The 14,517-nt window shown below is 41.0% G+C and carries 11 protein-coding genes; 3 read left to right on the plus strand and 8 right to left on the minus strand.

The genetic code is table 11. The features are described from left to right. Positions 1–370: 370 nt before the first annotated feature. From araA to LQ227_RS15015, 5 genes are all read right to left on the minus strand, one after another. Positions 371–1,861: an L-arabinose isomerase gene (gene araA / locus LQ227_RS14995; protein WP_230140955.1), complete on the minus strand. Its 1,491-nt coding sequence runs from the start codon at positions 1,859–1,861 to the stop codon at positions 371–373. A gap of 411 nt (positions 1,862–2,272) precedes the next feature. Next, on the minus strand, positions 2,273–2,974 hold the full coding sequence (locus LQ227_RS15000; protein ID WP_230140964.1) for an L-ribulose-5-phosphate 4-epimerase: 702 nt from the start codon (positions 2,972–2,974) through the stop codon (positions 2,273–2,275). Further along, positions 2,971–4,671, minus strand: coding sequence for a ribulokinase (locus LQ227_RS15005; RefSeq protein ID WP_230140966.1), 1,701 nt, complete (start codon positions 4,669–4,671; stop codon positions 2,971–2,973). Before LQ227_RS15005 ends, LQ227_RS15000 begins: the two co-directional genes overlap by 4 nt. 149 nt (positions 4,672–4,820) lie before the next feature. Next, positions 4,821–5,693, minus strand: coding sequence for an alpha/beta hydrolase (locus LQ227_RS15010; RefSeq protein WP_230140969.1), 873 nt, complete (start codon positions 5,691–5,693; stop codon positions 4,821–4,823). 212 nt (positions 5,694–5,905) lie between these two features. Next, positions 5,906–6,289 (minus strand): helix-turn-helix domain-containing protein, encoded by a 384-nt coding sequence (locus LQ227_RS15015; protein ID WP_230140970.1) that lies wholly within the window; start codon positions 6,287–6,289, stop codon positions 5,906–5,908. Between the two features lie 82 nt (positions 6,290–6,371). On the opposite strand from LQ227_RS15015, the gene LQ227_RS15020 reads away from it, so the two are divergent. After that, positions 6,372–7,118 (plus strand): SDR family oxidoreductase, encoded by a 747-nt coding sequence (locus LQ227_RS15020; RefSeq protein WP_230140972.1) that lies wholly within the window; start codon positions 6,372–6,374, stop codon positions 7,116–7,118. Between the two features lie 128 nt (positions 7,119–7,246). After that, positions 7,247–7,603 carry a VOC family protein gene (locus LQ227_RS15025; RefSeq protein WP_230140980.1) on the plus strand — a complete coding sequence of 119 codons (357 nt, stop codon included), beginning with the start codon at positions 7,247–7,249 and terminating at the stop codon, positions 7,601–7,603. Between the two features lie 52 nt (positions 7,604–7,655). Here the strand turns inward: LQ227_RS15025 and LQ227_RS15030 are convergent, their stop codons facing one another. Next, on the minus strand, positions 7,656–8,108 hold the full coding sequence (locus tag LQ227_RS15030) for a VOC family protein (RefSeq protein WP_230140982.1): 453 nt from the start codon (positions 8,106–8,108) through the stop codon (positions 7,656–7,658). 205 nt (positions 8,109–8,313) lie between these two features. Here LQ227_RS15030 and LQ227_RS15035 point away from each other — a divergent pair, with 205 nt between their 5' ends. Continuing rightward, positions 8,314–8,664 carry a cupin domain-containing protein gene (locus LQ227_RS15035; RefSeq protein ID WP_230140984.1) on the plus strand — a complete coding sequence of 117 codons (351 nt, stop codon included), beginning with the start codon at positions 8,314–8,316 and terminating at the stop codon, positions 8,662–8,664. A gap of 398 nt (positions 8,665–9,062) precedes the next feature. Here the strand turns inward: LQ227_RS15035 and LQ227_RS15040 are convergent, their stop codons facing one another. Next, a complete protein-coding gene (locus tag LQ227_RS15040) occupies positions 9,063–12,185 on the minus strand; it encodes a TIR domain-containing protein (protein WP_230149844.1) in 3,123 nt (1,040 codons plus the stop codon). A 109-nt stretch (positions 12,186–12,294) separates the two neighbouring features. Further along, on the minus strand, positions 12,295–14,271 hold the full coding sequence (locus LQ227_RS15045; protein ID WP_230149847.1) for an HNH endonuclease: 1,977 nt from the start codon (positions 14,269–14,271) through the stop codon (positions 12,295–12,297). Between the last annotated feature and the right edge of the window lie 246 nt (positions 14,272–14,517).

Consider the following 14,517-nt stretch of genomic DNA (forward strand, 5'->3'; position numbering starts at 1 on the left):
CCTCCTAAACTTGTTTCAGGATCTATCCTGCTTAGCGTTCCTAAAAAGATCCTGAACTAAATCTACTCAATTATCGTCATTGCGAGAAGGCTTTTTAAGCCGACGAAGCAATCTTACTCGCAGGAATAGCTATATATAAAAAGATTGCTTCGTCATTCCTCCTCGCAATGACGATTTTTTTATTGGAACCTCTCAATCGCACTTGTTTCAGGATCTATCCCGCTAGGCGCTCCTAAAAAGATCCTGAAACAAGTTCAGGAGGACGATCACGGGATGCGTTTACAGGAGGTGAAAATCACAAAATGAAAATCACATAAAAAAGCCGATAACCATAAGATTATCGGCTTTTATTGTACAGTGCTTTATTAAATTATTTATAAAAAACCTCATTCCAATGCAATTCATTTCTGAATTGATTGATTTTGGTATCGGCACCAATATTTACATATTCTAAGCCGGCAATATTCGCAAAATCCAATAAATGCTCGGTAGTTAAATTCTGACTATAAGCGGTATGGTGGGCACCACCAGCATAAATCCATGCTGCACAACCTGTTTTCATATCAGGCAATGGTTTCCAGAGTACACGGGCTACCGGTAAGTTTGGTAAATCATGTTCAGCTTCAACAGCTTTTACTTCGTTCACCAATAAACGGAAACGGTTGCCCATATCGATTAAAGATGCATTTAAAGCATCGCCACCAGCAACGTTAAAAACCAAACGCGCAGGATCTGCTTTGCCGCCAATACCCAGTGGATGAACTTCTAAACTAGCTTTACCACTTGCCAATGAAGCATCAACCTCGAGCATGTGCGAGCCTAAAACCATCGAGTTTGCCGGATCGAAATGATAGGTATAATCTTCCATAAATGCGTTTCCACCAGCTAAACCAGCACCCATTACTTTACAGGCACGTACCAATGCAGCCGTTTTCCAATCACCTTCACCCGCGAAACCGTAACCATCGGACATTAAACGTTGTGCTGCAATTCCTGGTAGCTGGATCATACCATGTAGATCTTCAAAAGTATCTGAGAAACCTTTAAAACCTCCATCTTCCAGGAATTTTCTTAAACCCAGTTCAATTTTAGCTGCTTCATAAACGGACGAATGCCTTGCACCGCCTACTTTTAAATCAGCAGTCATCTCGTAAGTCGATTCGTATTCTTTTAATAACGCCTGAATTGACTCCTCACTTATTCCATTAATTACCGCTACTAAATCACCTATACCATAGGTATTTACCGCGAAACCAAATTTCATTTCAGCTTCTACCTTATCGCCATCGGTAACCGCAACATAACGCATATTATCGCCAAAACGCGCAAATTTAGCACCTTGCCAATCGTGCCATCCGGCAGCAGCCCTGCACCAGGTATCAATCTGTTTAGCTACTTCTTCATCCTGCCAGTGCCCAACAACTACTTTACGGTCTTTGCGCATGCGTGATACCATAAAACCAAATTCACGGTCGCCATGCGCACTTTGATTCAGGTTCATGAAATCCATATCAATGGTATTCCATGGAATATCGCGGTTAAACTGCGTATGTAAGTGCAATAATGGTTTCTGCAAAACATTTAAGCCCCTGATCCACATTTTAGCAGGAGAGAAGGTATGCATCCAGGTAATTACGCCGATACAGTTCTCATCAATATTGGCTTGTTGCAAGGTTTCGAAAATCTCCTCTGTAGTTTTCACAATCGGCTTGTACACTACCGAAACAGAAATACTTCCGTTCTGGTTTAACGAATCGGCCACTTGTTGAGCGTGCTCCGCTACTTGTTTTAAGGTTTCTTCACCGTACAAATGTTGCGTACCCGTAATAAACCAAACTTGTAATTTTTTTAAATCAATCATTACTATTTATGTTATTTTTAATTTATTCAATGCCATGGTCTGTGTCCTCACAGACCATTATGTATCTCTTTTTTAAAGCGTACCACTCTTCATCGGTCTGTATCTTCACGGAACATTATCCCTAGTCTTTTTTTTGAAAAGCAAGGTTCCGTATTTCATCGGTTAGGGTAGTCCTGCTTTCCGTTTTATTCACCCACCTGCGCGGTTGCGTTCATGCTCACTCCAATCAGGTTTAAGTTACTTAGGTAGACCTTACCATGTTAAACCCGACCGTAGCGAGATGCCGATTTTTTCAATCGGCAGAAGCGGGGGCGGGGCTTTCGTTCCCCAAGCACCACTGCAATTGCTTTCCATAACCCTTAATTCACTTTATGAAACCAAACTCAAAACTCCGAACTCCCAACTCTAAACTCACTTCTGTCCATAATAGGCACCATCACCATGTTTCCGCTCATAATGCTTTTCAATCAGCGAATCTTTCAGCTTCGGTGCCTGCGGATTGATCTGTTCGGTTAACAAAGCCATTTGCGCCACAGTTTCTAAAACCGCACTGTTATAAACGGCTTTCTCGGCTGTTTTTCCCCAGGTAAAAGGAGCGTGGTTGCCCACCAAAATCATCTCAACTTCTTTATAACTTAGGCCTAAACTTTCAAAATGATTCATGATCTGAAACCCTGTTTCGTACTCATAATTTCCTTTGATCATTTCATCAGCCATTGGTGGGGCACATGGAATATCTACTGTTAAATGGTCGGCATGGGTAGTTCCGAAAATTGGAATTGCCCTTTGCGCCTGCGCCCAAGCCGTGCCATAAGTAGAATGGGTATGTACAATCCCGCCAATTTCTGCCCAGTGTTTATATAAAACCGCATGGGTTTTGGTATCTGATGAGGGACGTAAACTTCCTTCAACAGTATTTCCGTCAAAATCTACAATCACCATTTTCTCCGGCGACAGATCCTCGTAAGGCACGCCGCTTGGTTTAATGGCAAAAACACCTTTCGACCGATCTGCAGCACTCACATTGCCGAAGGTAAAAAGTACCAGTCCCAATTTGGGCAACTGCATGTTGGCCTGGTAAGCCTGCTCTTTTATATCTTGATAGTTGCTCATGATAAGTAAGGTTTTACATCTTTTTTATTGTATTTTTCCAGGTACCTACCTAATCCCAAATATTGTTGGTAATGCTGGCGGTAAAGTTTTTGTTTCTTAATATTCGGCTTGTATTCTTTCTCAAAGCCTGTTCCCATGGCCGCCATTGCTGCTTCGATATTTGGATAAATACCAGCTGCTACAGCAGCGAACATTGCTGCACCTAATGCACAGGTATGCTCAAAACGATGGATTCTAATGGGCATTTCCAATACATCTGCCATCATTTGCATAATATAGGCTGATTTTTTTGCTACACCGCCAATACCGATAATTCCTTTTACCGGAACACCCTGTTCTTTAAAGCGGTCTACAATAGCTTTCGCACCAAAACAGGTTGCTGCAGCTAAGGCACGGAAAAACCGTGGTGCATCGGTTCCTAAACCTAAACCCGTTATGGCACCTTTAAGTTCCTGATTTGCATCTGGCGTTCTACGGCCGTTCAACCAGTCTATTGCGAGTTCTGCATAATCTCCGTCTGGTAAAGCTGCAGCTTCGTTACTTAACTTAGCAATTATTTTCCCTTCAAGCTCCGCCTTTAATGCAGTAGCTGTAGCTTCATCAATTACATCAGATTCAGTAAGTAAATGGTTTAATGGCCAGCTGATTAAATTCTTGAACCAGGCATAAACATCTCCGAAAGCAGATTGACCGGCCTCTAAACCTGCCATACCCGGAATTACCGAGCCATTAACCTGTCCACAGATCCCGTTGATCAATTTTCCATGTAAATCCTGATTGGGTGCAACCAAAATATCGCAGGTACTCGTACCCATTACTTTACTCAGGTAGTAAGGTTCAATCTGTCCGCCAACCGCACCCATGTGCGCATCAAATGCGCCAACACCAACTACTACATCTGTACTTAAGCCCAGTTTAGTTGCCCATTCTTCACTCAATGTTCCCGCAGAAATATCAGAAGTATAGGTATCGGTGAATAATTTATCTCTAAAACCTGCTAAAAGCGGATCAAGACTACTAAAGAAATCTTCAGGAGGTAAACCGTTAAACTCTTCTGCCCAAAGTGCTTTATGCCCGGCGGCACAACGGCTACGTTTCATTGTTGTAATGTCGTTACCGCCACAAAGCAAAAACGGAACCCAGTCGCAATGTTCTACCCATGACGCAGCACCTTTTTTAATAGTCGAATCGACCCTTAATATGTGTAATAATTTAGACCAGAACCATTCTGATGAATAAATGCCACCTACATATTTGAGGTAATTGGTGCTAAATTTAGTAGCATGTTCATTAATTTCTGCGGCTTCTTTAACTGAGGTATGGTCTTTCCAAAGCACAAACATGGCATTTGGATTTTCTTCAAAACCTTTGGTCAGGGCAAGGGGCGTACCTGTCGCATCAACAGCCACCGGACTTGATCCCGTTGTATCAACCGAAATTCCCTTAACCAGGTGTGCAATATCGGCACCACCTGCTTTTGTTAAACAATCTTTTATAGTGTGTGTTAAACCTTCAATATAATCTAACGGATGCTGGCGGAACTGATTAACAGCCGGTTTACAATATAAACCTTTCTGCCATCTTGGGTAAAGAAAAACAGACGATGCTATTTCCTTTCCGTTTGCGGTATCAACTAGAACTGACCGGACAGAATCTGTCCCGTAATCCACTCCAATTACATAGTTTGCTGTGCTCATAACAATAAATAAATGTCTAATTAACGTTTATTTTTTTGAATTAAAAAATTTTATTGCTTTTTTAATCAAAAACCTTCATTTTAACGTTTTAGTAGCATGAATTTGTATATCATTATTTGTATCCACTAGTGTTGGATATTTTTTAAACCCTATTCTTTTTTCACTACCGGGTATAGGAATTTAAAAGAATTGGACACCGCCTGGTGCATTATCGTTGCATGGTTCTCCTGTGGCAAAAAATCAAAATATACTTTTACATTTTTGTTTTTGAACCCTTTTATTTTTTCGGTCAATAAATTTGCATCCACTTCCATCACCCTGGGTATTTCGGTTGGCGTAAGGCCTTCTTTACCTACACCAATGTAAACATCAGTTTGTTGCTTAAACATATTTTCCTTTATTTCGGAATCCTGATTTAACAACGAGCCATTATCCCACCATAAACTCGGACTAATAATAATGTATTTATTAAAAAGCGTAGGTTTTTTAATCAGGATTTCTGTAGCCAGCAAGCCGCCTAAAGATTGACCAATAAGGGTTTTGTTCTCGTTCGTTTTGTATTTCGACTGAATATAGGGTTGAAGCTCTTTTTCAATGAACGAAATAAATTGATCAGAATGGCCTGTTGTAGGATATTTTTTCTTGTCGCCCTCGATGGAGGTAGGGAAAGTAAAATCCCGTTTCCGATCTACAGTAGCAATGCCCACCACAATTGATTTAGGCACCTGATTTACCCATTCGAAACTGTTAAACTGTACTAGCCCTACAATATGGATGAAATCTTCATCTGCAGAACCATCGAGTAAATAAATTATCGGATATTTTGTGGTATCGTTTTGTGTATAACCTTCGGGAAGGTAAATGTTCAGGATTCTTTTCTCGGCCAGTTCTTTTGATTGGATTTCGTCTATTCGCCCCAAAACAAAGGGTTTACTTTTGTCGCTTTCATTTGGCCTGTTTTTTTGTCCAAAAACTACTGCTGTAAAAAAAGTTAAAAGAAGAATTAGAAATGTTTTGTTCATATGGTGCTTATAGGATGTTTGGTGCATTAAGCTGTGCTTAATTTATCTGCCGTTTTTTTGGAAAAATACAATTTTCATTTGGCCCGATAAAATTGGTCTCAATAAGATGATTTTCTCTTGGTCAATTTAGCTAAGACAAAGATAGATTTGCTTAGTCCCGTTCTTTTAAGATCATGAAACTTTGCACCGATAAAAATTGTTAGCCATTTAACCTAATCAGCAGCTCCCTTCAAGCGTTGCCTGTGGCTTTTGCCCCACCTGATCATTTCCAGAATGATACCACCAAAAGACTGGCAGTATTCAGTAGAAGTATATTCAATACTTACAGGAGTATCGTCTATCACTGTTCTTTTGATCAGCTGGTTTGCCGTCATTTCCTTTAATTCCTTACTTAGCATCCGCGTGGTAATTCCCGGAATGCTTCTTTCAATATCCCGGAATCTTTTATTGCCGTTACAGATGGAATTGATGATCGGCAGTTTCCATTTGCCCCCGAGCACATAGAGCGTATCCTGTAAAGCCTGCACCTCTTCTTTTTGGTTGCGCGGATTGGACAGCACCTCTGTCGCAATCTGGATTGTTTTTTCTGTTTCCATAACTGGTATACTCTGTTATACTGACTACAAAAGTATACCAATACAGCCGTATTTTTGGAGGTATAAAATTTATTTTTTTATCATGAACAATTTAACAGGAAAAAAAGCGCTGATAACCGGCGGAAATAGCGGCATCGGTTATGCCACGGCAAAAGAATTAAAAGCATTGGGTGCAGAGGTGATTATTACCGGAAGGAGAAAAGATGCCGTTGAAAAGGCTGCTTCAGACCTTGGCGCGATAGGATTGGTGGCAGATCAGAGCCAGATCACCGCAATTGAAGGGTTGGCGAGTGAGGTAGGAACAATCTTTGGTAAAATCGACATCCTGTTTATTAATGCGGGTGTAGTGGAGCAGAGCAGCATTGCGGATGCCACTGAAAAAAGTTTTGATAACATTTTTGGTGTTAATTTTAAAGGCGCTTATTTTACCTTGAGCAAATTTATCCCATTGCTGAATGATGGTGGTTCTGTGGTATTCCTTTCTTCGAATACGGCACATATGGACGGGGCAAACAGCTCAATTTACGCTTCAAGCAAAGCAGCACTGAACTCGGTGATGCGTATTGCAGCTGTAGAGCTTGCACCGCGCCAGATCCGGGTGAACAGTGTGAGTCCAGGCCCTATTGCTACAGAAATTATGAACAAAATAGGACTGAGCGAAGAACAATTAGCAGGCATTAACCAGTGGTTGATCGGCCGTATTCCGCTCGGCAAAATCGGAAAATCTGAGGATGTGGCCAAAATGGTTACCTTCTTTTGTGGTGATGACGCCACTTATATTACAGGGGCAGAAATCGTAATGGACGGGGGCATGAGCCTGAAAGCCTAAGACGGGATGGTTAAAGGTACAGGCGAAGGCTGTCTGTACCAGTGACTAGGAAAGCATCTTGAAACCAAAACAATATTTTTGGGAGGCAAGCCCATTTTAGGTATTTTTGCTTATCAAGCAAAAAAATTATGAGCAATACGCCGCAGAAGTTAAAGCACCAGCAGGTACAGTACCTTGAATTTCTTTCACGCGACCTTGAAAAGGTCAAAGCATTTTATACAGCGGCCTTTGGATGGGTTTTTACCGATTACGGGCCTGAATATACCGCTTTTGAAGGGGATTTTGTAGATGGAGGTTTTACCATCGGAGCGCCATTGAAAGGAAGCATCCTGGTTGTACTTTATTCGCAGGATTTAGAAGGGACAAGAACAAATGTGATTAATGCAGGTGGTGTGATTTCAAAAGAAATCTTCGCTTTCCCGGGCGGGCGTAGATTCCAGTTCCTTGATCCGGATGGATATGAACTTGCCGTGTGGTCGCTGTAAGGATGGACCCGATGCGCTTTCCTTTTAAAGAGGCCATGGGTTATCAATTTCGTCATTTTTTGTGAAGCTCCTGCGCAAGCCCGATTAAGAGACCTTCTGATCCCCTGATGTAGCAAAGTTTGTAAACGTCTTCATATTCAACAACTTCACCAACCAGTATGGCACCATGTTTTTCCAGCCTTGGCAACAACTCGTCGATATCTGAAACCGTAAACATTACACGCAGGTAGCCGAGGGAATTAACCGGTGCTTCGCGGTGGTCTGAAATGGTAAGCGGACTAAGAAACTGTGAAATTTCAAGGCGGCTATGGCCGTCGGGGGTAACCATCATAGCCACTTCCACGTGCTGGTTACCCAGCCCCGTAACCTTACCTGCCCATTCTCCCTCGATTGTTGCCCGGCCTTCAAGTTTCAGTCCGATTTCGCTGAAAAAAGAGATTGCATGGTCAAGCGATGCCACAACAATGCCCATGTTATCCATTCTGATCAATTGGTTCTGTTCCATAAGAATTTGCTTATAATTTAAAATTAAGGAATTTCACAAAGTTAACCGATGCTTTATAGAATAAATTGTATAAATCGGAACAGAAAGTATGATATTCATTATGGGCGCCAGGGGTCCCACCACCTTTCAGTCAGCGATGACTCGGGTACTAAAGATGTAATCACCTATTAATATGGTTTGAATTAGAAAATATGTAATTTTAAAAATGATCAGGACCATACCTCAGCTTATTGTGATTGATATTGAGCAGGAAACCGCCGGCGTAAGCAGCTACAAAAATATTCCGCTTTCGCTCTTTAATGACCATGTTGTAAGAGTTGGAGTAATGACAGAGCCCTTTTACTGGCACTACCATCCAAATAGTGATGAAACCTTTATGGGCATTGAAGGTACTTTATTAATTGATCTTGAGAACCGTACGGTTGAGTTGAAACCGGGACAGCTGTTCACCATTCCTGCAATGGTTAAGCACCGTACCAGACCGCTTGATGGACGTTCGGTGAACCTTACCTTCGAACTTGCTGAAATGGAAACGGTGAGATGCGATGCAGGTTGATCATTGTATTTTGGTTTATGCCAGCCTGATAAACATAGTAGCAAATAAAAGGCAACTTCCGATGATGAAGATGGTCCGCTACATTTTAACCTTACTTCAATCAATGAAGCGGAAGCATCTAGACGAGTGGGTAAAGATCCTTTAAGGTACAGTAAAAAGTCCGACGGAACCCAGTTCTCTGAAGCAGCTGCATTGGTCAGAACAATGGCGATGTTGAAGTTGGAACTTTGGGACAAGGCTGCTTTCCGCGTTAAAGATAATAAAGCGTATCTTGTGGCTAGGGCTATACCGAGTGCAAAGATCTTACTTAGCAGTAAACCCTAGGTTTGTTTTAAATAAAGCACAATGGATATTGGCTATTAATAGCCAATATCCATTGTGCGACAAAAATTTGCTAGTTAAATGTCGAATATATAATCCGCTTCTAGGTTAATGGTGATCCGTATAAAGTCATCATTATCGGATAGCCCGTACAATTGACCGATTAACTTCATAAGATCAACGAAATAACTTTCTTCACGAGTGAAATCGACGTAAACGACATCCTGAAGAAAAGGGGTAAAGGATTCGGCCTGTGTACCTTCTATCAATACAGGGATAACGGTATTCCCATGCACGGACTTTCGTCTTAGCCTTGTATTAATCAACAGTTGTTCTTGCTTGACCACAGAATCCAGTGTTGTAGACTCGTATTTTTTTGAAAGTAGCTTAGATCCAACGGGAATAACAAAATCGCTGGACATAATCTCATCGACATATTGGGAAATACTTGAACCTGGGAGATTGTTCCAACGGTCGAGTAGCACGTTGACTCCTGCACTTTTCAAATCCTTAGCAAAGCGCAGAACCCATGCTTCATGTTCCTTATTACCCCATGCATAACAGATAAAGCACTTCGGGGAGTTAATATTATTTTCGGTTTTAAGCAGGCTTTTTAATTTGATTAGAGAGGTTTCAAACAAAGTCCGCCTATCCGCAATACGTTTTTGATCATCTACCTTTTCATCAAATTCTTGTAACGTTAGGTTTTCTAATGCATTTTTTAATGAAATTTCCGTACCGCATTCATGACAAAATGTAGATTTTTTATCCTTGTTTACCCGGTCGATCACAACGGGTCTTTGGATTTGCTCTTGGCATTTTTGACAGACTACCGGCAGGTAACGTTTTATGGTAATGTTCCTTCGGATCAGAAACCTTTCAAATAGACTCTGAAAGAGCTGTTTAGTATGGGAAGGGATATCGTCAATGTGATAAAGCGTAAACTCAACTTCTGCCTCTTTATCATTGCGTTGGATAAAACCACAGACTTCGTTATCGGCGATCTGGTATTCAGCCTGGTTCTGCCACTGGTTATGTCTGATAAATGTATTGGTATATCCCAGAAGTACCACAAGTGAGGGATAGACATTTTCAATTGCCCCTCTTACAATATAGGAAGCACCTTCAATAACAGATTCTTGTGGCTTACTCGGCTTTTTCTCGTTAATAAGAGAGGGGAATACGAAAAAGTTTGATCCATTAAAGTTTTCCCTGAAACAGATTGCTTTTTTGAGGAAAAGCGAAACAGTGGCATCGATAATAATTTTTCGTTCGGTTACAGAGAGCGCGTCAAGTTCAGGAAAGGCATATTTGTCGTCCAACAGTCTGTTTTCTTCCAATACGCCTAGTCCTTTCGGATTTTTGCGGGCTTCCAAAATGACAGAAGATGCCAGGTTGATGATCAGGTCTGGAAAAAGCAGTATAAAATCTTCCCTTCGTGAATTTTGAATTACAGAAACATAACCATGGTTTTCCAGGTGCCTCACTACTGATACAAATTCATCCTGCTCAAACATCATTTCTGGTTTCGCTTTAAGGATGGCCCTTTCCAAATCCTCGTATGTGACTAGAACAGATTGCTGGCTAGTATTTTCTTTAAGGGCCAAAATGTACTCTTTGATTATCTTAAACGTCACGGTGGTAATGGTCATCGAAAAACTGTTCCATGGGATAAGTGACCTAATCTTGGTCATCAGATCATCAAGACCTTCGTTGGTACTCGCACTGGTGGGAAGGTAGCCGCCTGTAAAGCCCTTGTTTTTCGCAAAGTCAGAAAGTTCTGATTGGGTCAGCGTCGAGGTACCGCGGTCAACACGTGAGCCGACCAGTATCGCCGGACATTGACTTTCCCTATTCATCTGAAGTTGATTAAGCCAAAAAATGGCACTTGATAAAGGATTTTCTCTAATTGTAGGGTCAAACAGGATCAGCGCGAGATCGACTTTGTCCAAAAAGAGCGAATGGACCAATCGATAGTCCGGCTGCCCGGCAAGGTCCCAAAGCACAGCTTCGCACTCGGTTCCGTCTGTACGCGTTAGCGCAAGATCATCTACGACCCAAAACTGTTGCCCATGAGTAGATTCATGTTCCTTAAAATGTCCCTGTGAAATCCGCCAGCCAAGTCCTGTTTTTCCCACTCCGGAATCGCCTACCAAAACGATTTTCGCGGTTGTATAACGTACCTGTTTAACCCTTTTTTTGTTAAGTAAAAGTTGATTAAGGTCTATTTTCCAAATCCTCAGCGCAGTATCTTTGTGTGACCTGGTCACTAGATATTCTCCATCAAAAGAGAACTCAATATTTACAGGTATTATGTCGGCGGAAGTTTCCTTTATGGTTAATATGCATTGCCATTCTTCAGTCTCCCAAAATTTTACCGTTCCATCGAGTGATTTAGAGATTAAAAAACGTCCATCTGGACTAAAGGTCATGCCGTTTATTATATTGGTGTGGGCATGGATTTCAATCTCAACGTTATCCGAAAGGGCTTCATGGTTGATCAATATTTTGTCATCGCTAGCAATCGCGAAATGATTCTTGGAACGCGATAAACTAAACTGCGAATCCCGGATATGGTCATATATAAACCTTTCAACCTCTCCTCTTTCTTTAAGGTTATAATGAACGATTTCGTTTTGGTGGGATGCGATAGACAGTATGTTTTTATCGGGGGCAAGGGCAAGACTTATTATTATGCCATTACATTCGGTTAAAATTCTTCCTACATTTTTACTTTCTAAATCCCACAATCTCACTGTCCTGTCGGCCGAGCCGCTGATAAGGGTTTTGTTGTCCGGAAGATATAGTAATTCATTGATCCAGGATTTGTGACCAGTAAGATGTTCAATGACATGGCCGCTTGCTAGTTCAATAATTACAATAATTTTGCCATCGGCAATGGCGAGAAACTGATCATCTTTTGACCACTCGAGCGTTTTTACCCGATCTCTTCCTGAATATAAGCGCACTGGTCTTTCTAAGCCTATTCGAAAAATCCAAACGTCTTTTCCTGAGATGTAGGCAATACTATAGCCTTTGTTAGCATATTTTGCGCAAGAGATGAGTTCGTTTTCGGTATCTAATACACTAAATAGCCTTAAACCAGGATTTACATCTGATCCAACTGCTAAAAAATCATAGTTGATGGTCTTATTTTTTTTTGTTGTGTTTTTTTTGGCGAGAGTCTTCTTGGTATTCATTATTGCAATATCTATCTTTTTTTTAAACCCAGTACTTTGTTAAATTAATTGCTGCCAGTTGCAGTGTCTTGGTGAAAATATCAGTGTCCCAAAACAATCTAATGTTTGTTTAAGTCAATACCTTATCGGATATATAGAGATCAATTTCATGTAAAGTCCCGTTCAGCAAAAAACGTAAATGTTTGGAGGAACGTTCGATGATCTTTAGGTCACCAAAATCAAATGTTTTATGGCAATTTGGGCACAGTATAATGATGTTTTTCAGGCTCTCCTCACCATTGAACTTTTTAGCGGTAATATGGGCAGCCTCAATATAAAAAGAGCCATCTTTCTTGATGATCTGGCTCGGGCAAATCTGGCACTGATAACCCCTTAATTTCTTGATGAGCAGGATTATATATGCGTTCCTGCTATAAGCACTGTGCTTGAATTCGATTTTTTTGGCTTTATTTTCTTCAATATTGGCTAAAGCAACCCTGATATCAGCGTCACTCATGTCGATTACTAATTTTGATATTGACTCCTGTTCTTGCAACTCTTGGGAGCTTTCGATTCGCAGTTCGAGCGTTTCATAAACCTTTCCACCCAATTGTGGTTCAATAGCTATGGGTGGTTCAACACTGATTCTGCGTTGTTTTTCGGTTCTATGGTCGTCCCATGTGTTTACGACAAGTTCTCCTTGATCTCCAATTTCTATGTGTCCGTTGGCCAATTTCTCCCTTAACACAGCCGCTATTTGGGGGATATTCTTAGGATGAAGGGCCAGTTTTTTCTTGAATTCTTCAAATGGCAGGTTCTCAGAAGCCTTCATGCTTGACCAGGTAAAGCTGACAGATGGTACAGTTTCATAATCTTCCCAGTCTGATGGATATTCTTTACCATTTAAACCCCAATAGCCACCTTTGAATTCCTGAAACCGGTCATTTTTTCTCGATTCAAGATTGCTGTTCAGTGTTGTGATATCTGTGTCCCGAAAGGGTTGAATGTAATCAGCCAACTCCAGTTTATGGACGGGTGTTTGTTTGCTCCCCAGATATTCAATTACCATTTCCTGGATAGTACCGCCCTTGACTTTTCCGGTCTCTTCCCATTCTTTTAGACCAAAGCAACTGGTTTTGCCAAAATGGATAAAAAGTGGGTGTTTCATTGCCGACTGTAAAGAGGCAACGGTATAGTTCATACCTGGATATTGTTCTACAGCTTTTTTATAGATATCCTCTACCGGGTGACCTAATCTTTCTATTGGCATAGCCCGTAATGCATCTTCAACGTATTCCCATACCTGCATTTTTTTTGTTCTCGGGAAGATGACATTTCCTGAAATAAACCTGTTCGGCCCAAGCTCATGTGCCATCAGTTTTTCGCAGATTTGAATAACCCTATCTTGATAAGGGCTTAAATTTCCAATACTGAATTCGAAAAAAAAATCATTAAAGCTGATCTCGGTCCTTTTGGTTACGACTTTGCTGTTTTCCCTGATAAAATCGATGCATTCTTGGAATTTAAAGCGCTCGCTTAGTTCATTTTTGATAAGGTAAAGATTATTCCACCTCTTATTGCCAGGATAGGATTCTTCACCGATTAATTTATGGCTTTCTTTGAGTAAAAGAGCGGCGATTTTAGTAATAAAGATACCCGTAAATCTTGTGGCTGCCTGGCCGTTGATTATATGTATTTCGTCTGCGTTGTATTCCAAAAAGTCTGCTCGGGGGTTAGGTTCAAATTCATCATTGAGGTGAAGCAACCGTGTAAAGGCGAAATGGGAATTGAAATCCTGAAGGTTTATCTCGCGTAATTGTCGAAAACGTTCTCTATCACGCCCGAATTTGTCCTGGAGCTGTTTTAAGGTCATTAATATATTGCCCTCAAAATAGTTAAAATGATTTTCGTAAAGGACCGAACGGAACTCCTTTTTTATAGTTTCCTTGGTAATCAGGATATCCAGGAATCGGAATAGCGAGATTTTTCCGTCAGTTGAAGTCTCAAAAAGGGACTCAATGTGAAAGGGAGATAATTTAGGGTTTAGCTCTCTCCGGTTGAAGTCTTCTGCAAGTGATCTAGAAGGCATTGTTTCATTGGTTTTCATTGAGGTCGTTTTTTATCGTAGAGTGCACCGTGTTTCAGATCCAGGTTAGTCAGCCATTAACTCTGCGTTCTCCTAATTTATGGGCTCAGATGTATTTATCAATATAGTGTTTGCGAGTTCCTTATTGGCCGATAGTATTATCTTAAATAGTTTCGGGTATCAGGTCAATGGTTGATTTGGCTTTTCGCCTGCCAGAGGCTGGCTCAAGAGAGGATTTATTAGTCATATTAAGAGAAATGTTTAGAT

It is taken from the genome of Pedobacter sp. Bi27, from assembly GCF_918698255.1.
Classification (GTDB): Bacteria; Bacteroidota; Bacteroidia; order Sphingobacteriales; family Sphingobacteriaceae; genus Pedobacter.